This window comes from Roseiflexus sp. RS-1 (assembly GCF_000016665.1).
Taxonomy (GTDB): Bacteria; Chloroflexota; Chloroflexia; order Chloroflexales; family Roseiflexaceae; genus Roseiflexus.
The window spans coordinates 4679939-4698421 of the sequence record NC_009523.1 but is presented as its reverse complement, the minus strand read 5'-3'; the positions used below and the strand labels follow the sequence as shown (position 1 = coordinate 4698421).

The 18483-nt window shown below is 60.7% G+C and carries 17 protein-coding genes; 3 read left to right on the top strand and 14 right to left on the bottom strand.

What is annotated here, in order from left to right; all coding sequences use genetic code 11:
- Positions 1–13: 13 nt before the first annotated feature.
- From ROSERS_RS19375 to ROSERS_RS19335, 9 genes are all read right to left on the bottom strand, one after another.
- A complete protein-coding gene (locus ROSERS_RS19375) occupies positions 14–946 on the bottom strand; it encodes a bifunctional riboflavin kinase/FAD synthetase (RefSeq protein ID WP_011958452.1) in 933 nt (310 codons plus the stop codon).
- Positions 943–1845 (bottom strand): tRNA pseudouridine(55) synthase TruB, encoded by a 903-nt coding sequence (gene truB, locus ROSERS_RS19370; RefSeq protein ID WP_011958451.1) that lies wholly within the window; start codon positions 1843–1845, stop codon positions 943–945. The genes ROSERS_RS19375 and truB overlap by 4 nt, the downstream gene beginning before the upstream one ends.
- A gap of 14 nt (positions 1846–1859) precedes the next feature.
- A complete protein-coding gene (locus ROSERS_RS19365; RefSeq protein ID WP_011958450.1) occupies positions 1860–2861 on the bottom strand; it encodes a DHH family phosphoesterase in 1002 nt (333 codons plus the stop codon).
- Complete coding sequence (locus ROSERS_RS19360) at positions 2858–3454, bottom strand: class I SAM-dependent methyltransferase (protein ID WP_011958449.1); 597 nt, start codon at positions 3452–3454, stop codon at positions 2858–2860. The genes ROSERS_RS19365 and ROSERS_RS19360 overlap by 4 nt, the downstream gene beginning before the upstream one ends.
- A 42-nt stretch (positions 3455–3496) precedes the next feature.
- Positions 3497–3889, bottom strand: a complete 393-nt coding sequence (gene rbfA, locus ROSERS_RS19355) for a 30S ribosome-binding factor RbfA (protein WP_011958448.1) — start codon at positions 3887–3889, stop codon at positions 3497–3499.
- Positions 3886–6066, bottom strand: coding sequence for a translation initiation factor IF-2 (gene infB / locus ROSERS_RS19350; protein WP_442969657.1), 2181 nt, complete (start codon positions 6064–6066; stop codon positions 3886–3888). Before infB ends, rbfA begins: the two co-directional genes overlap by 4 nt.
- A gap of 109 nt (positions 6067–6175) precedes the next feature.
- Entirely contained in the window at positions 6176–6496 is a 321-nt protein-coding gene (gene rnpM / locus ROSERS_RS19345) for an RNase P modulator RnpM (protein ID WP_041335816.1), read from the bottom strand.
- Between the two features lie 48 nt (positions 6497–6544).
- A complete protein-coding gene (nusA, locus tag ROSERS_RS19340) occupies positions 6545–7873 on the bottom strand; it encodes a transcription termination factor NusA (protein ID WP_011958445.1) in 1329 nt (442 codons plus the stop codon).
- A gap of 154 nt (positions 7874–8027) precedes the next feature.
- Entirely contained in the window at positions 8028–8210 is a 183-nt protein-coding gene (locus ROSERS_RS19335; protein WP_157041162.1) for a hypothetical protein, read from the bottom strand.
- A gap of 182 nt (positions 8211–8392) precedes the next feature.
- On the opposite strand from ROSERS_RS19335, the gene ROSERS_RS19330 reads away from it, so the two are divergent.
- Entirely contained in the window at positions 8393–9910 is a 1518-nt protein-coding gene (locus ROSERS_RS19330) for a YifB family Mg chelatase-like AAA ATPase (protein ID WP_011958444.1), read from the top strand.
- A 55-nt stretch (positions 9911–9965) separates the two neighbouring features.
- On the opposite strand, the gene ROSERS_RS19325 is transcribed toward ROSERS_RS19330, so the two are convergent.
- The 5 genes from ROSERS_RS19325 to purF form a co-directional block, all read right to left on the bottom strand.
- Positions 9966–10631 (bottom strand): type II CAAX endopeptidase family protein, encoded by a 666-nt coding sequence (locus ROSERS_RS19325; protein WP_011958443.1) that lies wholly within the window; start codon positions 10629–10631, stop codon positions 9966–9968.
- A 340-nt stretch (positions 10632–10971) separates the two neighbouring features.
- Entirely contained in the window at positions 10972–11937 is a 966-nt protein-coding gene (locus ROSERS_RS19320; protein ID WP_011958442.1) for a Uma2 family endonuclease, read from the bottom strand.
- A 33-nt stretch (positions 11938–11970) separates the two neighbouring features.
- The gene (locus tag ROSERS_RS19315) at positions 11971–12960 is read right to left on the bottom strand and encodes an NAD(P)H-quinone oxidoreductase (protein WP_011958441.1); all 990 of its coding nucleotides are present in this window, start codon (positions 12958–12960) and stop codon (positions 11971–11973) included.
- Positions 12957–13973 carry a small ribosomal subunit Rsm22 family protein gene (locus tag ROSERS_RS19310; RefSeq protein WP_011958440.1) on the bottom strand — a complete coding sequence of 339 codons (1017 nt, stop codon included), beginning with the start codon at positions 13971–13973 and terminating at the stop codon, positions 12957–12959. The genes ROSERS_RS19315 and ROSERS_RS19310 overlap by 4 nt, the downstream gene beginning before the upstream one ends.
- Positions 13974–14151: 178 nt before the next feature.
- Positions 14152–15552, bottom strand: a complete 1401-nt coding sequence (gene purF / locus ROSERS_RS19305; protein WP_011958439.1) for an amidophosphoribosyltransferase — start codon at positions 15550–15552, stop codon at positions 14152–14154.
- A 237-nt stretch (positions 15553–15789) separates the two neighbouring features.
- Here purF and ROSERS_RS19300 point away from each other — a divergent pair, with 237 nt between their 5' ends.
- Together ROSERS_RS19300 and ROSERS_RS19295 are read left to right on the top strand one after the other, a co-directional pair.
- Positions 15790–16812 carry an ABC transporter ATP-binding protein gene (locus tag ROSERS_RS19300; RefSeq protein ID WP_232282681.1) on the top strand — a complete coding sequence of 341 codons (1023 nt, stop codon included), beginning with the start codon at positions 15790–15792 and terminating at the stop codon, positions 16810–16812.
- Positions 16805–18376, top strand: a complete 1572-nt coding sequence (locus ROSERS_RS19295; RefSeq protein ID WP_011958437.1) for an ABC transporter permease — start codon at positions 16805–16807, stop codon at positions 18374–18376. Before ROSERS_RS19300 ends, ROSERS_RS19295 begins: the two co-directional genes overlap by 8 nt.
- Positions 18377–18483 lie beyond the last annotated feature (107 nt).

The window sequence follows — 18483 nt, the reverse complement described above, 5'->3', positions numbered from 1 at the left end:
CGTTGGCATCAGGTCAGCCGATATCGTGTACCTGCAACCAGTCGCGCGCAGCCGCGACATCGCGGCTGATCTGCGCCACCAGCGCTGCAATGCCATCGAATTTTTGCTCACCGCGCAGACGGTGCAGGAACATCAATCGCAATTCTTCGCCGTACACCTCATCGCTGAAATCGAGCAGATACGCCTCAACCGTTCGCCGCGATCCATCGAAGGTCGGGCGCACGCCGACGTTGGTTACTGCGCCATAGGTGACGCCGCCAAGCAGCGCACGACAGACATACACCCCGTGCGCTGGCAGCATACGCCGCGGATCGACATGGATGTTGGCAGTTGGGAAACCGATCGTTCGCCCGCGCCGATCACCTTCGACGATCGGACCACGCAGACTGTACGGGTAGCCGAGCAGTCGATTGGCGGCAGCAATGTCACCATCACCGAGCGCAGCGCGAATGCGCGTTGAACTGACCGTCTCGCCATCGAGCAGAAACGGCTCAACGCGATGCACCGTATAGCCGAAGGTCTGTCCGATTGTCGCCAGACGCTCAGCATTGCCCTCCCGACCACGACCGAGTGCAAAGTCCCAGCCAATACAGAGTTCGCGGATTGCCAGCGCTCCGCACAGGCGAGCCATAAACTCGTGCGCAGTCAGCGCCATCAGTTCTCTCGTGAACGGTATGATGACCATCAGATCAACGCCAAGCGCAGCGATCAATTCCGCCCGCTCGACGACGGTCGTAAGCGTGGGACGCTCTTTCCCCGGACGAACAACAACATCCGGATGCGGATCGAAGGTCAGCACCGCCGCCTGACGCCCCAACGCACGCGCGCGTTGCACGGTCGTGCTGATCAGGTGGGCATGCCCGCGATGCACGCCATCGAACGCGCCAATGGTCAGCACGGTCGGTCGTTCGTTGATCGGTTGTGGAAGGCCGTAAACAATATTCATGCGTCAGTCCAATCGAATACTTTTATCGGACGCCAGTATGTGCCATCAAAACGCAGAATCGCGATCAGCGTCCCATCAGGAGCGTGAGCGCGTGCGCGTGGCGCTGCGCCGGATGGTGCGACGAGCGGCATGCCGTGCCGGAGGCGTCGGGCGCTCGCTTCATCGACCTGGACGGCATACCAGTCGGCGACGGCAATGTCAGGCGGCAGAAGATGTCGGCGCACGATGTCGCTTGTCGGAAGCGCTTCGGCTTGCGCCTCCTCTTCCAGAACCCTCAGCGGTAGTGCGTCTTCGATACGGAACGTGCCGACTGCGGTGCGGCGAAGCGCAGCGAGATGCGCGCCACACCCCAGCGCCGCCCCCAGGTCGCGCGCCAGTGCGCGAATGTACGTTCCACTGCCGCACACCACATCGAGCGTCAGCAGCGGCGGATCGAACGCGACCAGGTCGAGACGCTCAATATGCACCTGTCGCGGCGGCGTTTCGACCGTCACACCGGCGCGCGCCAGTTCATACAGTCGTCGTCCCTCATGGTGCAGCGCCGCATACATGGGCGGCGTCTGCCAGATCGTTCCACGCAACGGCGCCAGTGCGCGTTCGACCGTTTCCCGGTCCAGCGGCGGAAGCGGATGCCGGGCAATAATCTCGCCGTCTGCATCATCGGTTGTCGTGGTCACACCCAGGCACACGGTCGCCCGATACTGTTTCAGCGTCTGATGCTGAACATACTCAATCAACCGGGTTGCCCCGCCGAGCGCAACAACCAGCACTCCGGTCGCTGCCGGATCGAGCGTGCCTGCATGCCCGACGCGCCGTTGCCCGCTCAGGCGACGAATCCGGGCGACGACATCGTGCGATGTCATACCGGCGGGTTTATCAATGTTAAGAAATCCGTGCATGTTGATAACCCGGGTCAGGGCAGATCGCGCGCAGCCAGCGCCTTGAGCAGCGGAACCACGGCATCGGCGGCATCTGCTGGCGTCATTGGGATATTGGCGCCCGCTGCCTGCGCGTGCCCGCCACCCCCCCAGCGCTGCGCAATATCCGCCACATTCAGCGGCGCACGCGCCCGCAGGCTCACCTTCGTCGTGCCATCGTGACGTTCTTTGAACAGCGCCATCACCCGCGCCTCGCCGATGCGTTGCAGCACGCGAATGACTTCGTCCGCCGCTTCCTCCTCAGCGCCGGTCGCCGCGAACATCTCCCTGCTCACCGTCACCCAGGCGACGCCATCCTCACAGCGTAATCCGGCGAGCGCACGTCCCATCAACGCCGCGCTGCTTGCGGGCAACCCATAGTACACCGCCCGAATGATCTGCGCATGGTCGGCGCCGGCTTCGAGCAGCGCAGCCGCAGCGCGCAGCGACGCCGGACGGGTGGCGTTCGTCTGGAAACTTTGGGTATCGGTCGTCAGCCCGAGCAGCAGACAGGTGGCGATTGTCCTGTCGATATCCACTCCCATGGCGCAGAACAGCCGATAGAGCAGGTCACAGGTGGAGGCGGAGTCCGGGTCGATCAGGTTGAACGTCGCACTGCCATCATTCGTTACGTGGTGATCGATCACCACAACCGGCAGTGTTGCCAGGAACGCCGCATGCTCATCGTAGATCGATCCGATGCGGGTCAGATGCGCTGTATCGACAAGGATCGCCAGGTCGACCGGCGGGAGCGCCATCCCTGACTGATAGAGAATGATCTGATCGACGCCGGGGAGCCACTGCGTATACCCCGGCACAGGCGGCATGAGGATCGCCGTGCGCTGTTTGCCGAGGGCGCCAAGCGCGTGCCACATGCCCAGCGTCGCCCCGACCGCATCACCGTCGGGGTTGATATGCGTCAGAATGAGAATGTGCTGCGCGGCAGCGATACGTTCAGCAAGCGGCGCTGCTGCAAGAGCTGGATCGTTGTAGATCATGCAGGCACCCTGTGGATGTGATAAACCGTATGTCCGGCACGCTTCTTGACTTCTTTCAGGCGCAGGTTGTGGCGACGCCCCAGCGCCGGTATCAGGCGGTTGAGTCCGCTGACCACCACAAACCAGTAGTCGCCGCCGGGACGGAGATGGTCGAGCGGATCGAGAATGAACTCGCGTTCGATGGCCTCATCGCCAATTTTTGCCGGGATGTTGGAGACGATCAGATCGAAGGGAAGCGCGGGAATATGCTCGAACCCGACGCTGCCGATCACCTCGACATTGGGGGTCTGATTGAGTGCAGCATTATGACGGGCATAACGCACCGCCAGGAGATCGCGGTCGGCTAAAATAACGCGCGCCTGCGGGAACCAGCGCGCCAGAACGATCCCGATCACACCGCACCCACATCCCAGATCGAGGATCGTCTGCGGTGAGTCTGGCGCAATCGTGCGCAGAAACAAATCAGTCCCCTCATCGACCTGATAGGACGAAAAAAGCGTGTGCGCCACATCGAACGCGAACGTCTGTCCCCGACAGGTGTACGGAATCCGCTTTTTGTAATACACATCGACCGGGGTCGCAACCGTCGTCATTGCGCATCCATTTCCAGACGCAGGCAATCGCAAACCAACCCGCTACTCCGCCGGTTTGTCATCTTCAGGTTGCTGGGGAGGGGAGTCGGCGCGCTCTTCAGCGGCGCGCCGAAGCAGTTCATCGATATGCAGACTGTAATCAACAGACGTATCGAGGATCAACCGCAATTCTGGCACGAAGCGCAGATAGTTCAGTTCTTCCGCCAGGCGCCGGCGCAGGAAGCCTCTGGCGCGTTCAAGCGCCGCCATCGTTTCCCGCCGCTCATCTGGCGTTCCCATCACCGAGATCCGCACCCGCGCGATCTGCAGATCGGCAGTCACCTCAACCCCCACAACCGTCGCAAACCCAACCCGCGGGTCCTTCAGTTCATACTGAATGACCTCTCCCAGGATCCGCTGGATCTCGTGACCAAGTTGTTCGGTGCGCTTACTCATACTGTTCGTTCCACACGCTCCCTGCGATAGAACTCCATCGTATCGCCGGGCGTAATATCGTTGAACCCTTCAACGATCAAGCCGCACTCATAGCCCGCCTGCACTTCGCGCACATCATCCTTGAAGCGCTTCAGACTGGCGATCTTCCCGTCGTGCAGAACAACGCCGTTCCGCAGAACACGCACATTGTACTGGCGCGAAATCTTCCCCTCGGTCACATACAGACCCGCCACAATCTCACGGGTTGGGAGGCGGAAGGTATTGCGCACCTCAGCGAATCCTTCGGTCACCTCACGATACTCCGGTTCCAGCATACCGATCATTGCCTTTTTGATGTCTTCGGTCAACTGGTAGATGATATTGTAGAACCGGATATCGACGCCGTACTGTTCAGCCTGCCGGCGCGCCGCCGGATCGGGGCGGGCATTGAAGCCGATGATGATCGCATGGGAGGCAATCGCCAGGTTCACATCGCTCTCGGTGATCGTCCCGGTGCCGCGATGAATAATCCTGATCTGCACCTCATCGGTGTTGAGCTGGCTCAGGGCATGTTCGATTGCGCCAATCGACCCCTGGACATCCGCCTTGAGGATGATGTTCAGTTCTTTGATTTTTCCCTGCTGGATGGAACTGAACAGTCCATCGAGGCTGACGCCGCGCGAGGTTGCCATGGCTTCGAGGCGCTGCTTGCGTTGTCGTTGCAGCGCAATCTCGCGCGCCACCGCCAGATCGGGCATGACCTGCAAAATATCGCCCGCCTGCGGCACATCATGCAGACCAAGAATGACCACCGGCGTTGCCGGTTCGGCGAAACGCAGACGCTTTCCCGCATCGTTGAACATTGTGCGGATCGTGCCGGTCGTACTTCCAACCAGCACATTATCTTCCAGGCGCAGTGTCCCGTTCTGCACCAGCACGGTCGCCACCGGACCGCGCGTGCGATCCATTTCGGCTTCGATAATCGTTCCGACTGCTGGCGCGTTGGGGTTCGCCTTGTACTCATTCAGGTCGGCGACGAGCAGAATGATCTCGAGCAACCCATCGATATTCTTCTTCAGTTTGGCAGATACCTCAACCGATGGAACATCGCCGCCGAACTGCTCGACAATCACACCGGCGTTGGCGAGTTGCTGGCGGACGCGATCCGGATTGGCGTTGGGCGCATCAATTTTATTGATCGCCACGATCATCGGCACGCCCGCCGCTTTCACGTGTGAAATCGCCTCCAGCGTCTGCGGCATCACCCCGTCGTCGGCAGCAACCACGAGCACCACGATATCGGTCACCTGGGCGCCGCGCGCGCGCATTGCAGTGAACGCTTCGTGCCCTGGCGTATCAAGGAAGGTGATTTTCCGTCCGTGCAATTCAACCTGATAGGCGCCGATATGCTGCGTGATGCCGCCAGCCTCGCTCTCCGCCACCCGTGTTGAACGGATCGCGTCGAGCAGTTTCGTCTTCCCGTGGTCAACGTGACCCATAATGGTGACAACCGGCGGGCGCGGTTTCATATCCTTCGGATCTTGTGCAGCCAGCACATCGCGGATATTCTCAACGACCCCTTCCAGTTGCGGCGGCACATATTCGACCGTCTCGATGCCGAAATCGGCAGCAATCACCGCAGCGGTTTCATAGTCGATCTGCTGATTGATATTAGCGACCACGCCAGCCTTGAGGAGCGCCTTCAAAATCTCAGAAGCGCCGACGCCGGTCGCCTCCGAGAACTCGCGCACCGTCATTGTCACTGGCAGCGCGATCGGTCCTTTCGGGCGCACAGGCGCGCGCACAGTGGTTGTCGGACGCGCCAATCCGCCCGGAGTACGCGCGGTTGTCGCGGTGCTGGTCGTACGTCCGCTCCGATTGCCGCGCCCCCCTTCATTTTCAACAAAACTCTCATCACGGCGGCGACCGTCGCCGCCGCGCCCACCGCCGCGCCCGCCGCCTGGACCACGCCCGCCACCCGGATTGCCCGGACCGCGCCCGCCACCCGGACTGCCCGGACCGCGCCCGCCGCCTGGACTGCCCGGACCGCGCCCGCCGCCTGGACTGCCCGGACCGCGCCCGCCGCCCGGATTGCCCGGACCGCGCCCGCCACCCGGATTGCCCGGACCGCGCCCGCCGCCAGCGAACTGGATATAATGCCGCGCATTAATAGCGCTCTGATAACCGGAGATTTGCATGTCACTCATTGTCGTTCCTCCTCACTACAGGCCAGGCCCGCGGTTGGTACGCTCTGTTGTACTCTATCAGCAGTGCTTCGCTCTGGCTCTGGCGGAGGAAGCAACCGACCTACTTCACACCCGTCACCGACGGCAGGGTTCGTGCGTATGCCTCAAGCGCCGCCAGATCATCAGGATGCAGTGCACTTACCCGCAGTGCACGTTCCAGTGCATGACGTCGGAGCGCCTGATCCCAGCACGCCGGATCGTTGCACAGATAAGCGCCACGCCCATTTCGTTTTCCTGTCGGATCGATATGCACCCGAGCGTCAGCGTCGCGCACCAGACGAATCAGCGTGCGCTTGGCATCGGTATGGCGACAGGCAACGCATGTACGCTGCGGCACATGCTTCTGACGCGGTCCTTTCTTCTTTTTTGCCGTCTGCGTCACTGCTGTACTCCGATCAGGGCGCGATGCACCCTTCACGACTATCAGCCACTACTCCTCGTCTTCATCCTCTTCGTCGTCGTCTTCTTCAACCAGAATATAGGAGGCCACGAGGCGGTCACCGCGATAGATGTACAGTTTCTGCGGCGTCGCGCGCAACTGAACCGTTTCACCGACCAGATCATCGCCGAGCGGACCATAGCGGTGCTTGCGATAGACGATCGTGCCATCGGCATAGACTTTGCGCGTCTCGACTTTCGCCGTCGCCAGCGCTGCTTCAGTCGCCAGCGCCTCGGCTTCCGCAGCATCGCGTGCTTCGGCAGCAGCGCGCTCTTCATCGAGCAACGCCGATGCACTCTTGATATCGATGCGCCATCCGGTCAATTTTGCTGCCAGGCGCACATTCTGCCCCTCTTTGCCGATCGCCAGCGAAAGTTGCTTATCCGGCACAATCACCGTCGCCGCGTGTTCATCATCGCGCAGTTGCACCTCAACCACCTGCGCTGGCGACAGTGCATTGGCAATGAACTCTTTCGGATTGGACGACCACTGAACCACATCGATTTTCTCGCCATTTAGTTCATTGACAATGTTCTGGATCCGGATCCCGCGCATACCGACGCAAGAGCCGACCGGGTCGATTCCCTCCTGGCGCGCGGCGACTGCCACTTTTGTGCGGATGCCCGGCTCGCGCGCTATCGACTTAATCTCAACCGCGCCATTATAAATCTCCGGCACCTCCATCTCGAACAGGCGCGTGATCAGATTTTTGTGCGCACGCGACGCGATCAATTTCGGACCGCGATCCTCACGCCGGATTTCCATCAGATAGACTTTCAGGCGCTGCCCGTGGTAGTACCGATCGGTCTCGACCTGCTCTTTCGGCGGCAGAATAGCCTCGGCTTTCCCCATTTCGAGGATGACGTTGCCCTTCGCTATCCGCTGCACCGTCGCGGTCACCAGTTCGCCCTCGCGATCCATATACTCGCCGTAGATATGCTCGCGCTCGACTTCTTTGATTCCCTGAAGAATGACCTGCTTCGCCGTTTGTGCGGCAATCCGCCCGAAATCCCTGGGCGTTGCCTCGACCACAACCGACTCGCCTAATTCGACGTCGGGCTTGATCTTGCGCGCGCTCTCCAGGTCGATCTCGAAGCGCTCATCGAAGACATCGTCGACGACCTGTTTTTCGGCATAGACACGCGCCATACCGGTGACAGGGTCGAGCCGGACCGAGATCTCCATTGGCGGCGGGTTCGGTCCCAGTGTCCGACGATAGGCAGTCGCCAGCGCTTTTTCCATCACTTCGACGATGGCTTCCTTTGGAATACCGCGTTCGGAGGCAATCTGAGAGATTGCCGCATAAAAGTCGCTTTTCATCGTATCCTCAGCGTCGTGCTTGCGCGGTCGCTCAACCGCCCGATGATCGCGCTAACAACAAGAAAAGTGGGGGACGCCCACTTTTCGACGCAACCGCGAACTCGTGGTTTATAGTATACCATTTTCGCGGAATGGGCGCAAACTCCGTTCGTTATTACGGCGACGGATAGGGATACGACGAGCCTGGCGCGGTCGCAGTTGGAATCACCGGCGGCGCCGGCGCCACCGGGCGCGGAACAGGTGTGCCGGGCTTACGCCCGCCCTCAACCGTCTCGCAGGCAGCCAACAGCGCCACACCGATCAACAGAGCAAAGATCCATCGAAAAGCCGGCATCATATCACGCATACCTCATCGCTGATCCAGGCTCAGTATACCAGAAACATTGCCGTCAGCTTCACCATAGACGCACAGAATCGTCATTCTGGCGAGATTTTCTTCCTGTTCCCAATCCCTGACCCGATCCGCATCTGTCACCGGCGCGGTATACCTGTGAAGCCGTGGCAGATGGGAGGCATGGCATGCTGGCGAAGGTCTACAGCAGCGCTGTTATTGGTCTCGAGGGGGTGCTGGTCGAGGTCGAAGTGGATATTGCCCAGGGATTGCCGGCTTTTACCATTGTCGGACTGGGCGATACTGCCGTGCAGGAGAGTCGCGAACGGGTGCGTGCAGCGGTGCGCAACAGCGGGTATTCATTTCCGATGAAGCGGATCACGGTCAATCTGGCGCCGGCAGACCTGCGCAAAGCAGGTCCAGCGTATGATCTACCGATTGCCATCGGCTTGTTGCTTGCATCAGAACAGATCCAGGGCGATGCGAGCGATGCAGTCTTCATTGGCGAATTGGGACTCGATGGCGCAGTACGCCACACCGATGGCGTCTTGCCAATGGTCGCCGTAGCGCACGAGCGTGGTATCCGGCAGGTCTTCGTGCCGAAGGAAGATGCTGCCGAGGCGTCGCTTATCAACGGCGTGCGGATTGTGCCGGTGGAGCGCCTCGAAGATCTGACGGCGCATCTGAGCGGCGCACGACAGTTGCCGGAGTATACCGGTGCACCCGTACACACCGAACTTGTACCTGAATATCCGGTTGATTTCAGCGTCGTACGCGGACAGGAACACGTCAAGCGCGCCCTGGAGGTCGCTGCAGCCGGTGGACACAATGTGCTGATGACCGGCAGTCCGGGCGCGGGGAAAACCCTCATGGCACGCGCCTTGATCTCGATCCTGCCACCCCTCACGATGAGCGAAGCCATCGAAGTAACAAAAATCTACAGTGTCGCCGGGCAGTTGCCCAAAGACACGCCGCTGATCCGCCAGCGACCGTTCTGCGCACCGCACCACACCACCTCGCTCGCCGGGCTGGTTGGCGGCGGCGGCGTGCGGGTCAAACCCGGCATGGTGTCACTGGCGCACCGGGGTGTGCTGTTCCTGGATGAATTGCCGGAATTCGGCAGCAAACTCGACGTGCTGCGCCAGCCGCTGGAAGATCGGGTGGTGACGTTGAGCCGCGCCGTCGGCAGCATTACCTACCCGGCATCCTTCATGCTGGTCGCCGCTCAAAACCCCTGCGTGTGCGGCTGGTACGGCGATCCGGAGCGTCCATGCACCTGCACAGCATCCGCCGTTGCGCGCTACCAGCGGCGCGTGAGCGGACCGCTGCTCGACCGGTTCGATATTTTTGTCACCGTGCCACGTGTGCCCTTCGAGAAATTGAACAGCCTGCAACCTGGCGAGGGATCAACAACGATCCGCGAGCGGGTCATCGCCGCCCGGCAGATCCAGGAGCGCCGTTTTCGCGGCACACGCGCGCTCACCAACAGCGATATGGGACCTGCGGAGGTGCATCGGTACTGTGTGCTCGACAATAAGAGTCAACTGGTGTTACAGAGCGCAATGCGGCAGCTCGACCTGTCGGCGCGCGGGTATCACCGGGTATTGAAACTGGCGCGCACCATTGCCGATCTCGCCGGCGCTGAGCGAATCACTGCGCAACATATTGCCGAGGCGCTCCAGTACCGCTTCCACCAGATGGAGTGAAGCACAGTGACGGACTCTGCGCACAAAAACCTGCGCCCACCGATCGCGCGCAGGATCATCGTGATGCAGCAACGAGGATGAGAAACGTTGCCACGAACCAGTGAACGAGGAAGGGCCAGACGAACGACTTCGTGCGCCACGCCAGCCAGCCGAAGCCAAACCCGCCAATGATTGTGAAGAAGGTCTCCAGTTCCGGCTTACCGATATGCACCAGGACGAACGGAACAGACTGGAGCCACAGCGCTTCGGGACCGAATCGACGCGCGTAGCCGAACAGGATCCATCCACGGAACAGAAACTCCCAGCCGATCAGATCAAGCAGGGTTGTCCACGGCAAACCCGTCGTTAGCCCGCGATAGTAGGCGTTGAGCGCCGGATCGTGCCGCCCGAAGACGTACAGAAGCGGCGTCATGACGCCAATGCCGAGCAGCGTGAGAACAATGCCAGCTTTCCAGTCGCCAACGGTAAAGCCGTAAATGCGTGGGTGTTCGCGACAGATAATGATGATGACGAACAGTGGCACAAACAGGTAGAGGATGACCCGATCCCAGTACTTATACGGCGTCATGCTGTAATATCTGTCAAATACCAGCAGTGAGACGCTGACAACGCTGATCGCAACGATATTCCAGTCGAACGACAATGATTCGCCCAGCAGCCAGTTCACCGGATCGGTGCGCGGCTTCGAGGTTCGTCGTTCACCGGGTATCTGGCGCTGCATATCGTTCACGTTGCATTGACCGCGTTCAGTTCGTTGTCGAGCCGTTCACCATCCGCGACATTCGCCACGGAGCGAAGGCATCCTGCCCTTGCAGGGCGATCAAGGGCGGGATGTCCTCGATCCTATGAATAGGTCACACTGCTGCATGCAGGCGAGAAGCTGACGCTTTCAGGCAGTGCAGGGACGTGCAATGTTCCGGCGCGCCTGGAAGAGTGTTTGCCCGTGCGCTGACACCTCTGTCAAGCCGCGTGTAGCATGTCTGATGACGTTCTGAGGTTTTGGTATCTCTCGATCAGGAACGAGTATCTCTTTCCAGCAGGAAGACGCCATTGCCTTTGGACTATAATTCATCCTCCGGTTCAATCCCCAGCGCTCGCAGACGCTCACGTAGCACGCGCAGACGCGCTTCGGCTTCCGCCCGCGCCCGCGCTTCGGCTTCCCGCGCTGCCGCTTCACGCTGCGCACGCTCTTCCGCCTCCATCCGCGCGCGCGCTTCGGCTTCCCGCGCCGCCGCTTCTTGCCGCGCGCGCTCCTCCGCTTCGGCACGCGCTGCTGCTTCGCGCCGCGCCCGTGCTGCCGCTTCTTTCGCCCGTGCCTCCGCCTTCGCCGCCTGCCGCACCACCGTCACATAGTCCCCGATCTCCCGCCCCGTCGCATCATAGCAGACCACGTGGTCGCGTCGTATTCCGAGCCATACGTCGGCAATCGCCAGATGCACCCGCCCGTCGGCGTCCGGTTCCTGCAACCGGTATGCCGTACCTTCCAGACGATAGTCGAGCAGGCGCAACCGCCGCACCCCGCCGCGCCCCGTATCGTCCACAATCACGTACTGCGCCACCCCCGCCCGCGCGTAATGCTCCACTTTGATCACCACATCGTTCTCGCGCGCATCCGGCGAGACGATCTCAATGATCAGCGCCGGGCGCGCTCGCTCGACCACGACCTCGAACGTGCTCCAGTTGCGCCGTTTGCGCACGCCGGGGATGACCATCACGTCCGGTCCGTGCGCGCGCAGATCGGGGATGTCCCAGGCGATACGCACATCGCTGAGCACAATCGCCCGACGGGACGGCTCCAGGCGCGCGCGCAGCACGGCGGTGAGATACATCCGGTCGGTCTCGTGGAAATCGCTGTGCACGATGAAGTCTCCCACTTCAGGATGGAGCACGTCGTCGAGGGTGAGCGGAACCTGTTCGAAGTGATGGGGATTATCGGGGGTGGGACGCGGCACGAGGCGCCACCCGTAGCGGAACGGGTCGGCGTCATCGTCGGTGAGGGGAACCGGTTGTGGCGTCGCGGTTGTCATAGGGAATAGTATAGCACAGCGCGTATCGTCACGTTACGGTTGGGTAACCGACTCTTCCACGCGCAGGACGAGTTTTCCAGCGTTGCGGTTCGCTTCCATGACACGATGCGCTTCTGCAGCCTGGTGCAACGGGTAGACGGTATCGATAACCGGACGCAACTCGCCGCTCGCCAGGCGATCATGGGCGAATGCGACGAAATCAGCGGTGAGAGCGGTTTTCTGCGGCAAAGGCATACGACGCAGGGTTGTGCCGGTCACATGCAATCGTTTTGCCAGGATCGGTCCCAGGTCGATCTGCCCCGCCGATCCTCCCAGAAATCCGATCAACTGCAATCGTCCATCGAGCGCCAACGCCGCAGTATTCTGCTGCCAGTAGGGAGCGCCAACGAAATCCAGCACCAGATCAACGCCGCGACCGCCGGTTGCATCGAGTGCTCGCGCCGCGAACGACTCTTCGCGGTAATTGATTGTCAGCTCTGCGCCGAGTTCACGACAGAGCGCGCATTTTTCCGGTGAGCCGGCAGTGGCAAAGACACGTGCGCCGGCAACACGCGCCAGCTGGATGGCTGCGGTTCCGACGCCGCTGGCGCCAGCATGGATCAGCACCGTCTCCCCCGCCTGCAACCGCCCTAGCGTGAACAGGTTGAGAAACGCAGTCAGGAAGGCTTCCGGAATGGCGCCCGCTTCCTCAAACGAAAGGGAATCCGGTATACGCATGACCATGCCGACGGGCACGACCGCCAGTTCGGCGTAGCCGCCGCCAGTTACCACAGCCATCACCCGATCACCGACGCGCCAAGGACCGGCAGGCGTCAGCACCTCGCCGGCGAGTTCCAGCCCAAGAATGGGTGACGCACCCGGAGGCGGTGCATACACCCCGCGTCGCTGGAGCAGATCGGCGCGATTAACCGCCGTGGCGCGCACCCGCACCAACACCTCGTCAGCGCCGGGGGTCGGGTCAGGCGCATCGTCATACCGTAAAACTTCCGGGCTGCCGGGAGCATCGAACAGAATAGCTTTCATGGCTTCTCCTCAAGTGTCTGTCCCCATTCAAGATGTTTAACCCATCGAAAGGCGTCCCGATCACGTTTGAGTGCGCGATGACGCACAATGCCGTCGCGTGACGAGATCAGGACTTCGGCATAGGCTTTGTTGAAGGACGGCTCAAGAATGACGCGCCCCCAGATTGGTCGTTCGGGAGGAAAACGAGCAAGTGCGGCATAACTGTACTTTGCGTCCTCCCACGGCGACGGCGCGCCGCGCGCGCGCCGCTGGAACTCAGGGCGGCGCAATCGTTGCGGGAAGTGACACCAGTCATCGTTGAGCGGACAGGGGAGATTGTGGGCGCACGGCGCAATGGTGACAGCGCCATCGGCAAGCAACCGGTCGCGCGCGGCGCGCACAACGCTGAACCCGCCAGGCGTACCGGGTTCGACGATCAGCAGCATACCGCGCGCCATACGCCAGGCGGATGTGACCACGGCGCCACGTTCTTCTGGCGGAATCTCGCCAAGAACATGTCCGAGAACAACCAGATCGAACGTGATCCCGCGTTCGATGGGAGCACTCAGATTCCGTTGAACCCAGTGCGCATGGCGCAACGCAGGATTCGCACTCGCGCGCGCAAGATCGCGCCCCAGGGCGATCAGCATCGGTTCGCGCTCCCAGGCGGTGAGGTCGTGGAGCGATTGCCAGCACACGATCGCCGCCCACAATGCCGTGCCAGGACCGCTCCCCATATCGAGCATGGTCTTCGGTTGCCATGACGGCACAAGCGCAGCAGCGGCGTGCATTGCGCCATACAGTTGCGCATACGTAGCCGGCATAAGCAGAGCGGCATAGCCAAGCGCATCGAGGCGGGTGCGCACGATTGGAGCGGCGTCGGCGCTCTGGAGATTGCGGTACTGCTCGCTCAACGCCCGCGCAGCGTTCAACCAGCGCGTTTCCGGTACGGTATTGAGCGCCTGCGCTATGGCATTGCGCAGTTCGGTGGGGAGCGCAATCATGCGTGGATCTGGCGGTAGACGTTCGATCATGCCTGGATGTGATGGAGGTGCGCGACTGTTTCACATATGATCGGCTCGTGCGGCGCTTATATGGTCTTTGAATAAATAATCCGGTATAGCCCGCGCAGGCGGGCTTTGCCCTGGATAGCCGAGGGCTTCAGCCCCACGGCTAGCGCAGTATAGCGGATTTAATTTTCAATCTCCATATTTACGCCTCAAATGCTTCTTTTTCGAGGAAGTGCACATCAACGGGGTATTTACCGGTGAAACACCCATGACAGAACCCCTTGTTGACGCTTCCTGTTGCGCGAACGAGGCCCTCCAGGCTGAGATATGCCAGACTATCGACCCCCAGATGATCGCGAATCTGCGGCAACGTCATCCGATGGGCGATCAACTCTGGATACGTCGCCATATCGACACCGAGGAAACAGGGATGGCGGATCGGCGGCGATGAGACGCGCATATGCACCTCGATCGCACCGGCATCGCGCAGCAGGCGCACGATCGGACCCGACGTATTTCCGCGCACAATACTATCATCCACCAGCACGACGCGCTTCCCCGCCAGGCTATCACTCAGCGGATTGAACTTCAACTGCACGCCCAGTTTGCGCAGGCGGTCGTCCGGTTGAATAAAGGTGCGCCCGATATAGCGGTTCTTGATCAACCCTTCCTGGTACGGAATGCCCGACTCCTGCGCATAGCCGATTGCAGCAGGAACCGCGCTATCCGGAACCGGAATGACAATATCGGCGTCGGCAGGCGCTTCGCGCGCCAGTTCGCGTCCGGCAGCCACACGCGCGGCATGCAGTGTCTGACCATCGATGACGCTGTCGGGGCGGGCAAAGTAGATATACTCGAAGAGGCACATCGCCCGTTGCGGCGCAGGTGAATGCGCAATCGTGCGCGGACCGCGCTCATCGAACGCCATAATCTCGCCGGGCGCAAGTTCACGTTCCAGGGTAGCGCCAATGGTTGCCAGCGCGCAACTCTCCGACGCCACCACCCATCCGCCATTTCCGAGATACCCGTAGCAGAGCGGGTGCAGCCCCCATGGGTCACGCACGGCATAGAGGGTGTCGCGCGTCAAAACAGTGAGACAGTAGGCGCCTTCGGCACGGATCATGAAGACGCGCAGTTTCTCTTCCCACGTGCGACCCTCGCCGCCAGCCAGCATCTGGATAATCACTTCGCTGTCGCTCGACGAGGTCAACCCAACGCCCCGTTGCAACAATTCGCGCCGCAATTGCGGCGCATTTGTCAGATTCCCGTTATGACCGACCGCCAGAGGACCCAGGGCGCTCTCGACAACGAAAGGTTGCGCATTTTGCAGGCGTGAAGAGCCGGTTGTGGAATAGCGGGTATGCCCGATGGCAATATGCCCCTTGAGCGGGCGCAGTTTCTCTTCGTTGAACACCTGCGCAACCAGACCCATCTCCTTATGGAGATGAATGCGTCGTCCGTCGGATACAGCGATGCCGGCGCTCTCCTGACCCCGATGTTGCAACGCATAGAGACCGAAAAATGTCAGGCGCGCCACGTCCTCGTGCGGCGCGTAAATGCCAAAGATGCCGCACTCGTGCTCTGGCCTGTCGCCCCTTGCCATGAGAATGACTCCTGATGCTGGCTTCCCCGGCGGTTGTGGTTTGAACGATGGAGCGCCGACGCGGACCGGAACGTCGCGCCGGGGGTGTGTATCGCCGCGACCTGCGCACAGGTATTATACCGCAATACCCGCGAGAACATACGATCCGGGGCGGTTTGTGATGGAGCAATACTGCGTTCTTTGCCGCATTCGCCATCCTGTACAATAGACAGGGGGTGTGCCACCGTGCAGGAGCGTATGATGACATCGACGCACGCGAATGCTATCGAAGCCACGAATGTCAGTCTGGTTTTTGGTGAGCATGCTGGCGTCTTCGATCAGACGTACCGTGTGCCTGAAGGAACGATCCTCGGCTTGATTGGACCGAGTGGCTGCGGCAAAACCACGACCGTTCGCCTGGCGTTGGGTCTCTACCGACCGCGGAAGGGAACCATTCGCGTCCTTGGCGCCGACCCGGCGACATTCCGTGCCGAACATCGGGCACGCATCGGCTACATCCCGCAACAGTTCGTGCTCTACCCCAATCTGAGCGTTGCGGAAAATGCAGAGTTCATCGCATCCCTGTACGGCATGCGCAGTCATCAGATCCGCAGGCGACTCGATGAACTGCTCGAATTCGTTGATCTCGCTGCTGCACGCAACCGTCTGGGACGTCAGCTATCGGGCGGAATGCAGCGCCGTTTGATGCTGGTTGGCGCGTTGATGCACAACCCCGATCTGCTGTTTGCCGATGAACCGACGGCAGGCATCGACCCGGTGCTGCGCGGGCGATTCTGGGAGTATTTCCGCACCCTGCGTGACGAAGGGCGCACCCTGCTGATTACAACCCAGATCGTTAGCGAAGCGATGTACTGCGACTATGTCGCTGTCATGCGGCAAGGGCGCCTGCTTGCGATTGATACGCCCCAGAACCTCAAACGACGCGCATTAGGCGGCGAGATCATCCACCTGACGCTGGCGAATCCGGCGAATCTGGCAAAGGCGATTGGGGCGCTACGCCGTTATCCACACGTCAAAGAAGTGCGGCATGTGCCAGATTCGGATCGTGAACTCTACGTCACCGTTGATGATGCTGGCGACTGGCTTCCGGAGGTGCTCAATGTGCTGGAAGACCCGCAGGGTCCCAATATCGTCGTCGAAAGCGCCGAAGAACTGGCATTGACATTCGATGATGTCTTCATCCGCATCATTCGACAGTGGGAAGCGCAACCGGAGGATCAAACCGCAGATGCGATCATCGGGGGAGAACAGCATGGATAGTGCATCGCCGGTACGACCAACACAACGTTCTCATACCACATCGCGTCCATCCGACGGGTTATCGCAGTGGTTCATTCGCATCCGCGCCTGCTTTCTGAAAGAAATCCGCGAAATCCGGCGTCAACCGCTCCTGATCATCAGCCTGATCGCCGGTCCCCTGCTGGTGCTGGTTCTGTTTGGCATCGGGTTTGTCAACAGCAATCCGGTGCTGCGGACGGCGCTCATCATGCCGGATGATCTGCCGGACGATGTGCGCACCCGACTGGTGAGCCTGATCGGTCTCAACTTTCAGATCACCAACCGCGCCTACACGTTATCCGAGGCGCGCACTGCCCTGGAGCAGGGCGATCTCGATGTGGTGCAGGTGATTCCCGATGATATATCTGGCAAACTGCAGCGCGGCGAACACCCAACGATCCTGGTCTACTCCAACGCTATCAATCCACTGGTCGAGGGATGGGTTCAGTACCTGGCATACGCGCAGGTCAACGAGATCAACAAAGCGTTGCTCACCGAGCAGACCCGTCTGGCGCAACAACAGGCGCGCGAAGTAGGGGTGCGCATTGCGCTTGGAGCGAACCGTCTGACCGAACTCGAACGCGAGGTGAGTCGCGCCGAACAGGAAGCGATTCGTCAGGAATTGCGCGCCCTGCGCGCATTCCTGGTGCAGTTTCGCGCAACGATACCGCCGGAGAACCTGTTTGCCGGTCGGAGCGAGGATATCGAACAGGTGCGCACGCGCACCGACGATGCGATCCGCGCGCTCGACGACGTTGACGCAGTCCTGGCGTCGGGAAACATCGAAGAGGGACTGAAGGAACTGCGCGACTCAAAGGAATTGTTGACCCTGCTCAACCAGCAGATCACGATTTTTATCAGCATCGCGCCTGAGACGATCGTCTCGCCTGTGCAACAGCGGTATCAGAACATTCGCACCGAAGCGAGCGGTGAGGCAAGCGGCGCTTATCCGGCAGTGGTATACTATGCACCAGGCGTCCTGGCGCTCCTGGTGCAGCACACGGCAGTGTCGCTCGGTGCGCTGGCGCTTGTGCGCGAACGAATGATGGGAGCGTTCGAGTTGTTCCGCGTTTCGCCCGCCAATATGGTGCAACTGCTGATCGGCAAATATCTCGGCTATACCGTCTTTATCGCCCTTGCATCAGTTGCGCTCGCGGCAGCAATGCGTCTGCTGGGAGTGCCGCTCCTGGGGAACTGGTTCCTGTTTGCGCTCCTGCTCCTGTTGCTCACTATTGCATCGTTGGGGGTTGGGTTTCTCATCTCGACCGTCGCCGGATCGGATAGCCAGGCGATCCAGTTTGCGATGATCAGTCTGCTGTTATCGATCTTCTTTAGCGGGTTCTTCATCAGTCGCGACAGTTTTGCGGCATGGGTTGCGCCGATCATCGCACTCATTCCGATGAGCCATGGGGTTGAAGGATTCCAGGATGTGATGCTCCGCGGCATTCCGCCCGATCCGGAGGTCTGGATTGAATTGGGGATCATTGCGGCAGCAACGTTTGGATTGGTGACCTTCCTGACGCAGCGACAGTTCCGTCGCGCATAATGTCCACATGGATCGATTTCTGAAAACAACCCGCGTCCACGCACGATGAAGAGTCGCCAGTCAGGTCGTCACCTTATCGTCGCCGATTCTGCGACAGGAGAACAGGA

What these genes read in the sequence shown, in the direction of transcription:
- ROSERS_RS19375 (WP_011958452.1), bottom strand. Translation starts at nt 946, where the DNA reads ATGAATATTGTTTACGGCCTTCCACAACCGATCAACGAACGACCGACC.
- truB (WP_011958451.1), bottom strand. Translation starts at nt 1,845, where the DNA reads ATGCACGGATTTCTTAACATTGATAAACCCGCCGGTATGACATCGCAC.
- ROSERS_RS19365 (WP_011958450.1), bottom strand. Translation starts at nt 2,861, where the DNA reads ATGATCTACAACGATCCAGCTCTTGCAGCAGCGCCGCTTGCTGAACGT.
- ROSERS_RS19360 (WP_011958449.1), bottom strand. Translation starts at nt 3,454, where the DNA reads ATGACGACGGTTGCGACCCCGGTCGATGTGTATTACAAAAAGCGGATT.
- rbfA (WP_011958448.1), bottom strand. Translation starts at nt 3,889, where the DNA reads ATGAGTAAGCGCACCGAACAACTTGGTCACGAGATCCAGCGGATCCTG.
- infB (WP_442969657.1), bottom strand. Translation starts at nt 6,066, where the DNA reads ATGCAAATCTCCGGTTATCAGAGCGCTATTAATGCGCGGCATTATATC.
- nusA (WP_011958445.1), bottom strand. Translation starts at nt 7,873, where the DNA reads ATGAAAAGCGACTTTTATGCGGCAATCTCTCAGATTGCCTCCGAACGC.
- ROSERS_RS19335 (WP_157041162.1), bottom strand. Translation starts at nt 8,210, where the DNA reads ATGATGCCGGCTTTTCGATGGATCTTTGCTCTGTTGATCGGTGTGGCG.
- ROSERS_RS19330 (WP_011958444.1), top strand. Translation starts at nt 8,393, where the DNA reads ATGCTGGCGAAGGTCTACAGCAGCGCTGTTATTGGTCTCGAGGGGGTG.
- ROSERS_RS19325 (WP_011958443.1), bottom strand. Translation starts at nt 10,631, where the DNA reads ATGCAGCGCCAGATACCCGGTGAACGACGAACCTCGAAGCCGCGCACC.
- ROSERS_RS19320 (WP_011958442.1), bottom strand. Translation starts at nt 11,937, where the DNA reads ATGACAACCGCGACGCCACAACCGGTTCCCCTCACCGACGATGACGCC.
- ROSERS_RS19315 (WP_011958441.1), bottom strand. Translation starts at nt 12,960, where the DNA reads ATGAAAGCTATTCTGTTCGATGCTCCCGGCAGCCCGGAAGTTTTACGG.
- ROSERS_RS19310 (WP_011958440.1), bottom strand. Translation starts at nt 13,973, where the DNA reads ATGATCGAACGTCTACCGCCAGATCCACGCATGATTGCGCTCCCCACC.
- purF (WP_011958439.1), bottom strand. Translation starts at nt 15,552, where the DNA reads ATGGCAAGGGGCGACAGGCCAGAGCACGAGTGCGGCATCTTTGGCATT.
- ROSERS_RS19300 (WP_232282681.1), top strand. Translation starts at nt 15,790, where the DNA reads ATGATGACATCGACGCACGCGAATGCTATCGAAGCCACGAATGTCAGT.
- ROSERS_RS19295 (WP_011958437.1), top strand. Translation starts at nt 16,805, where the DNA reads ATGGATAGTGCATCGCCGGTACGACCAACACAACGTTCTCATACCACA.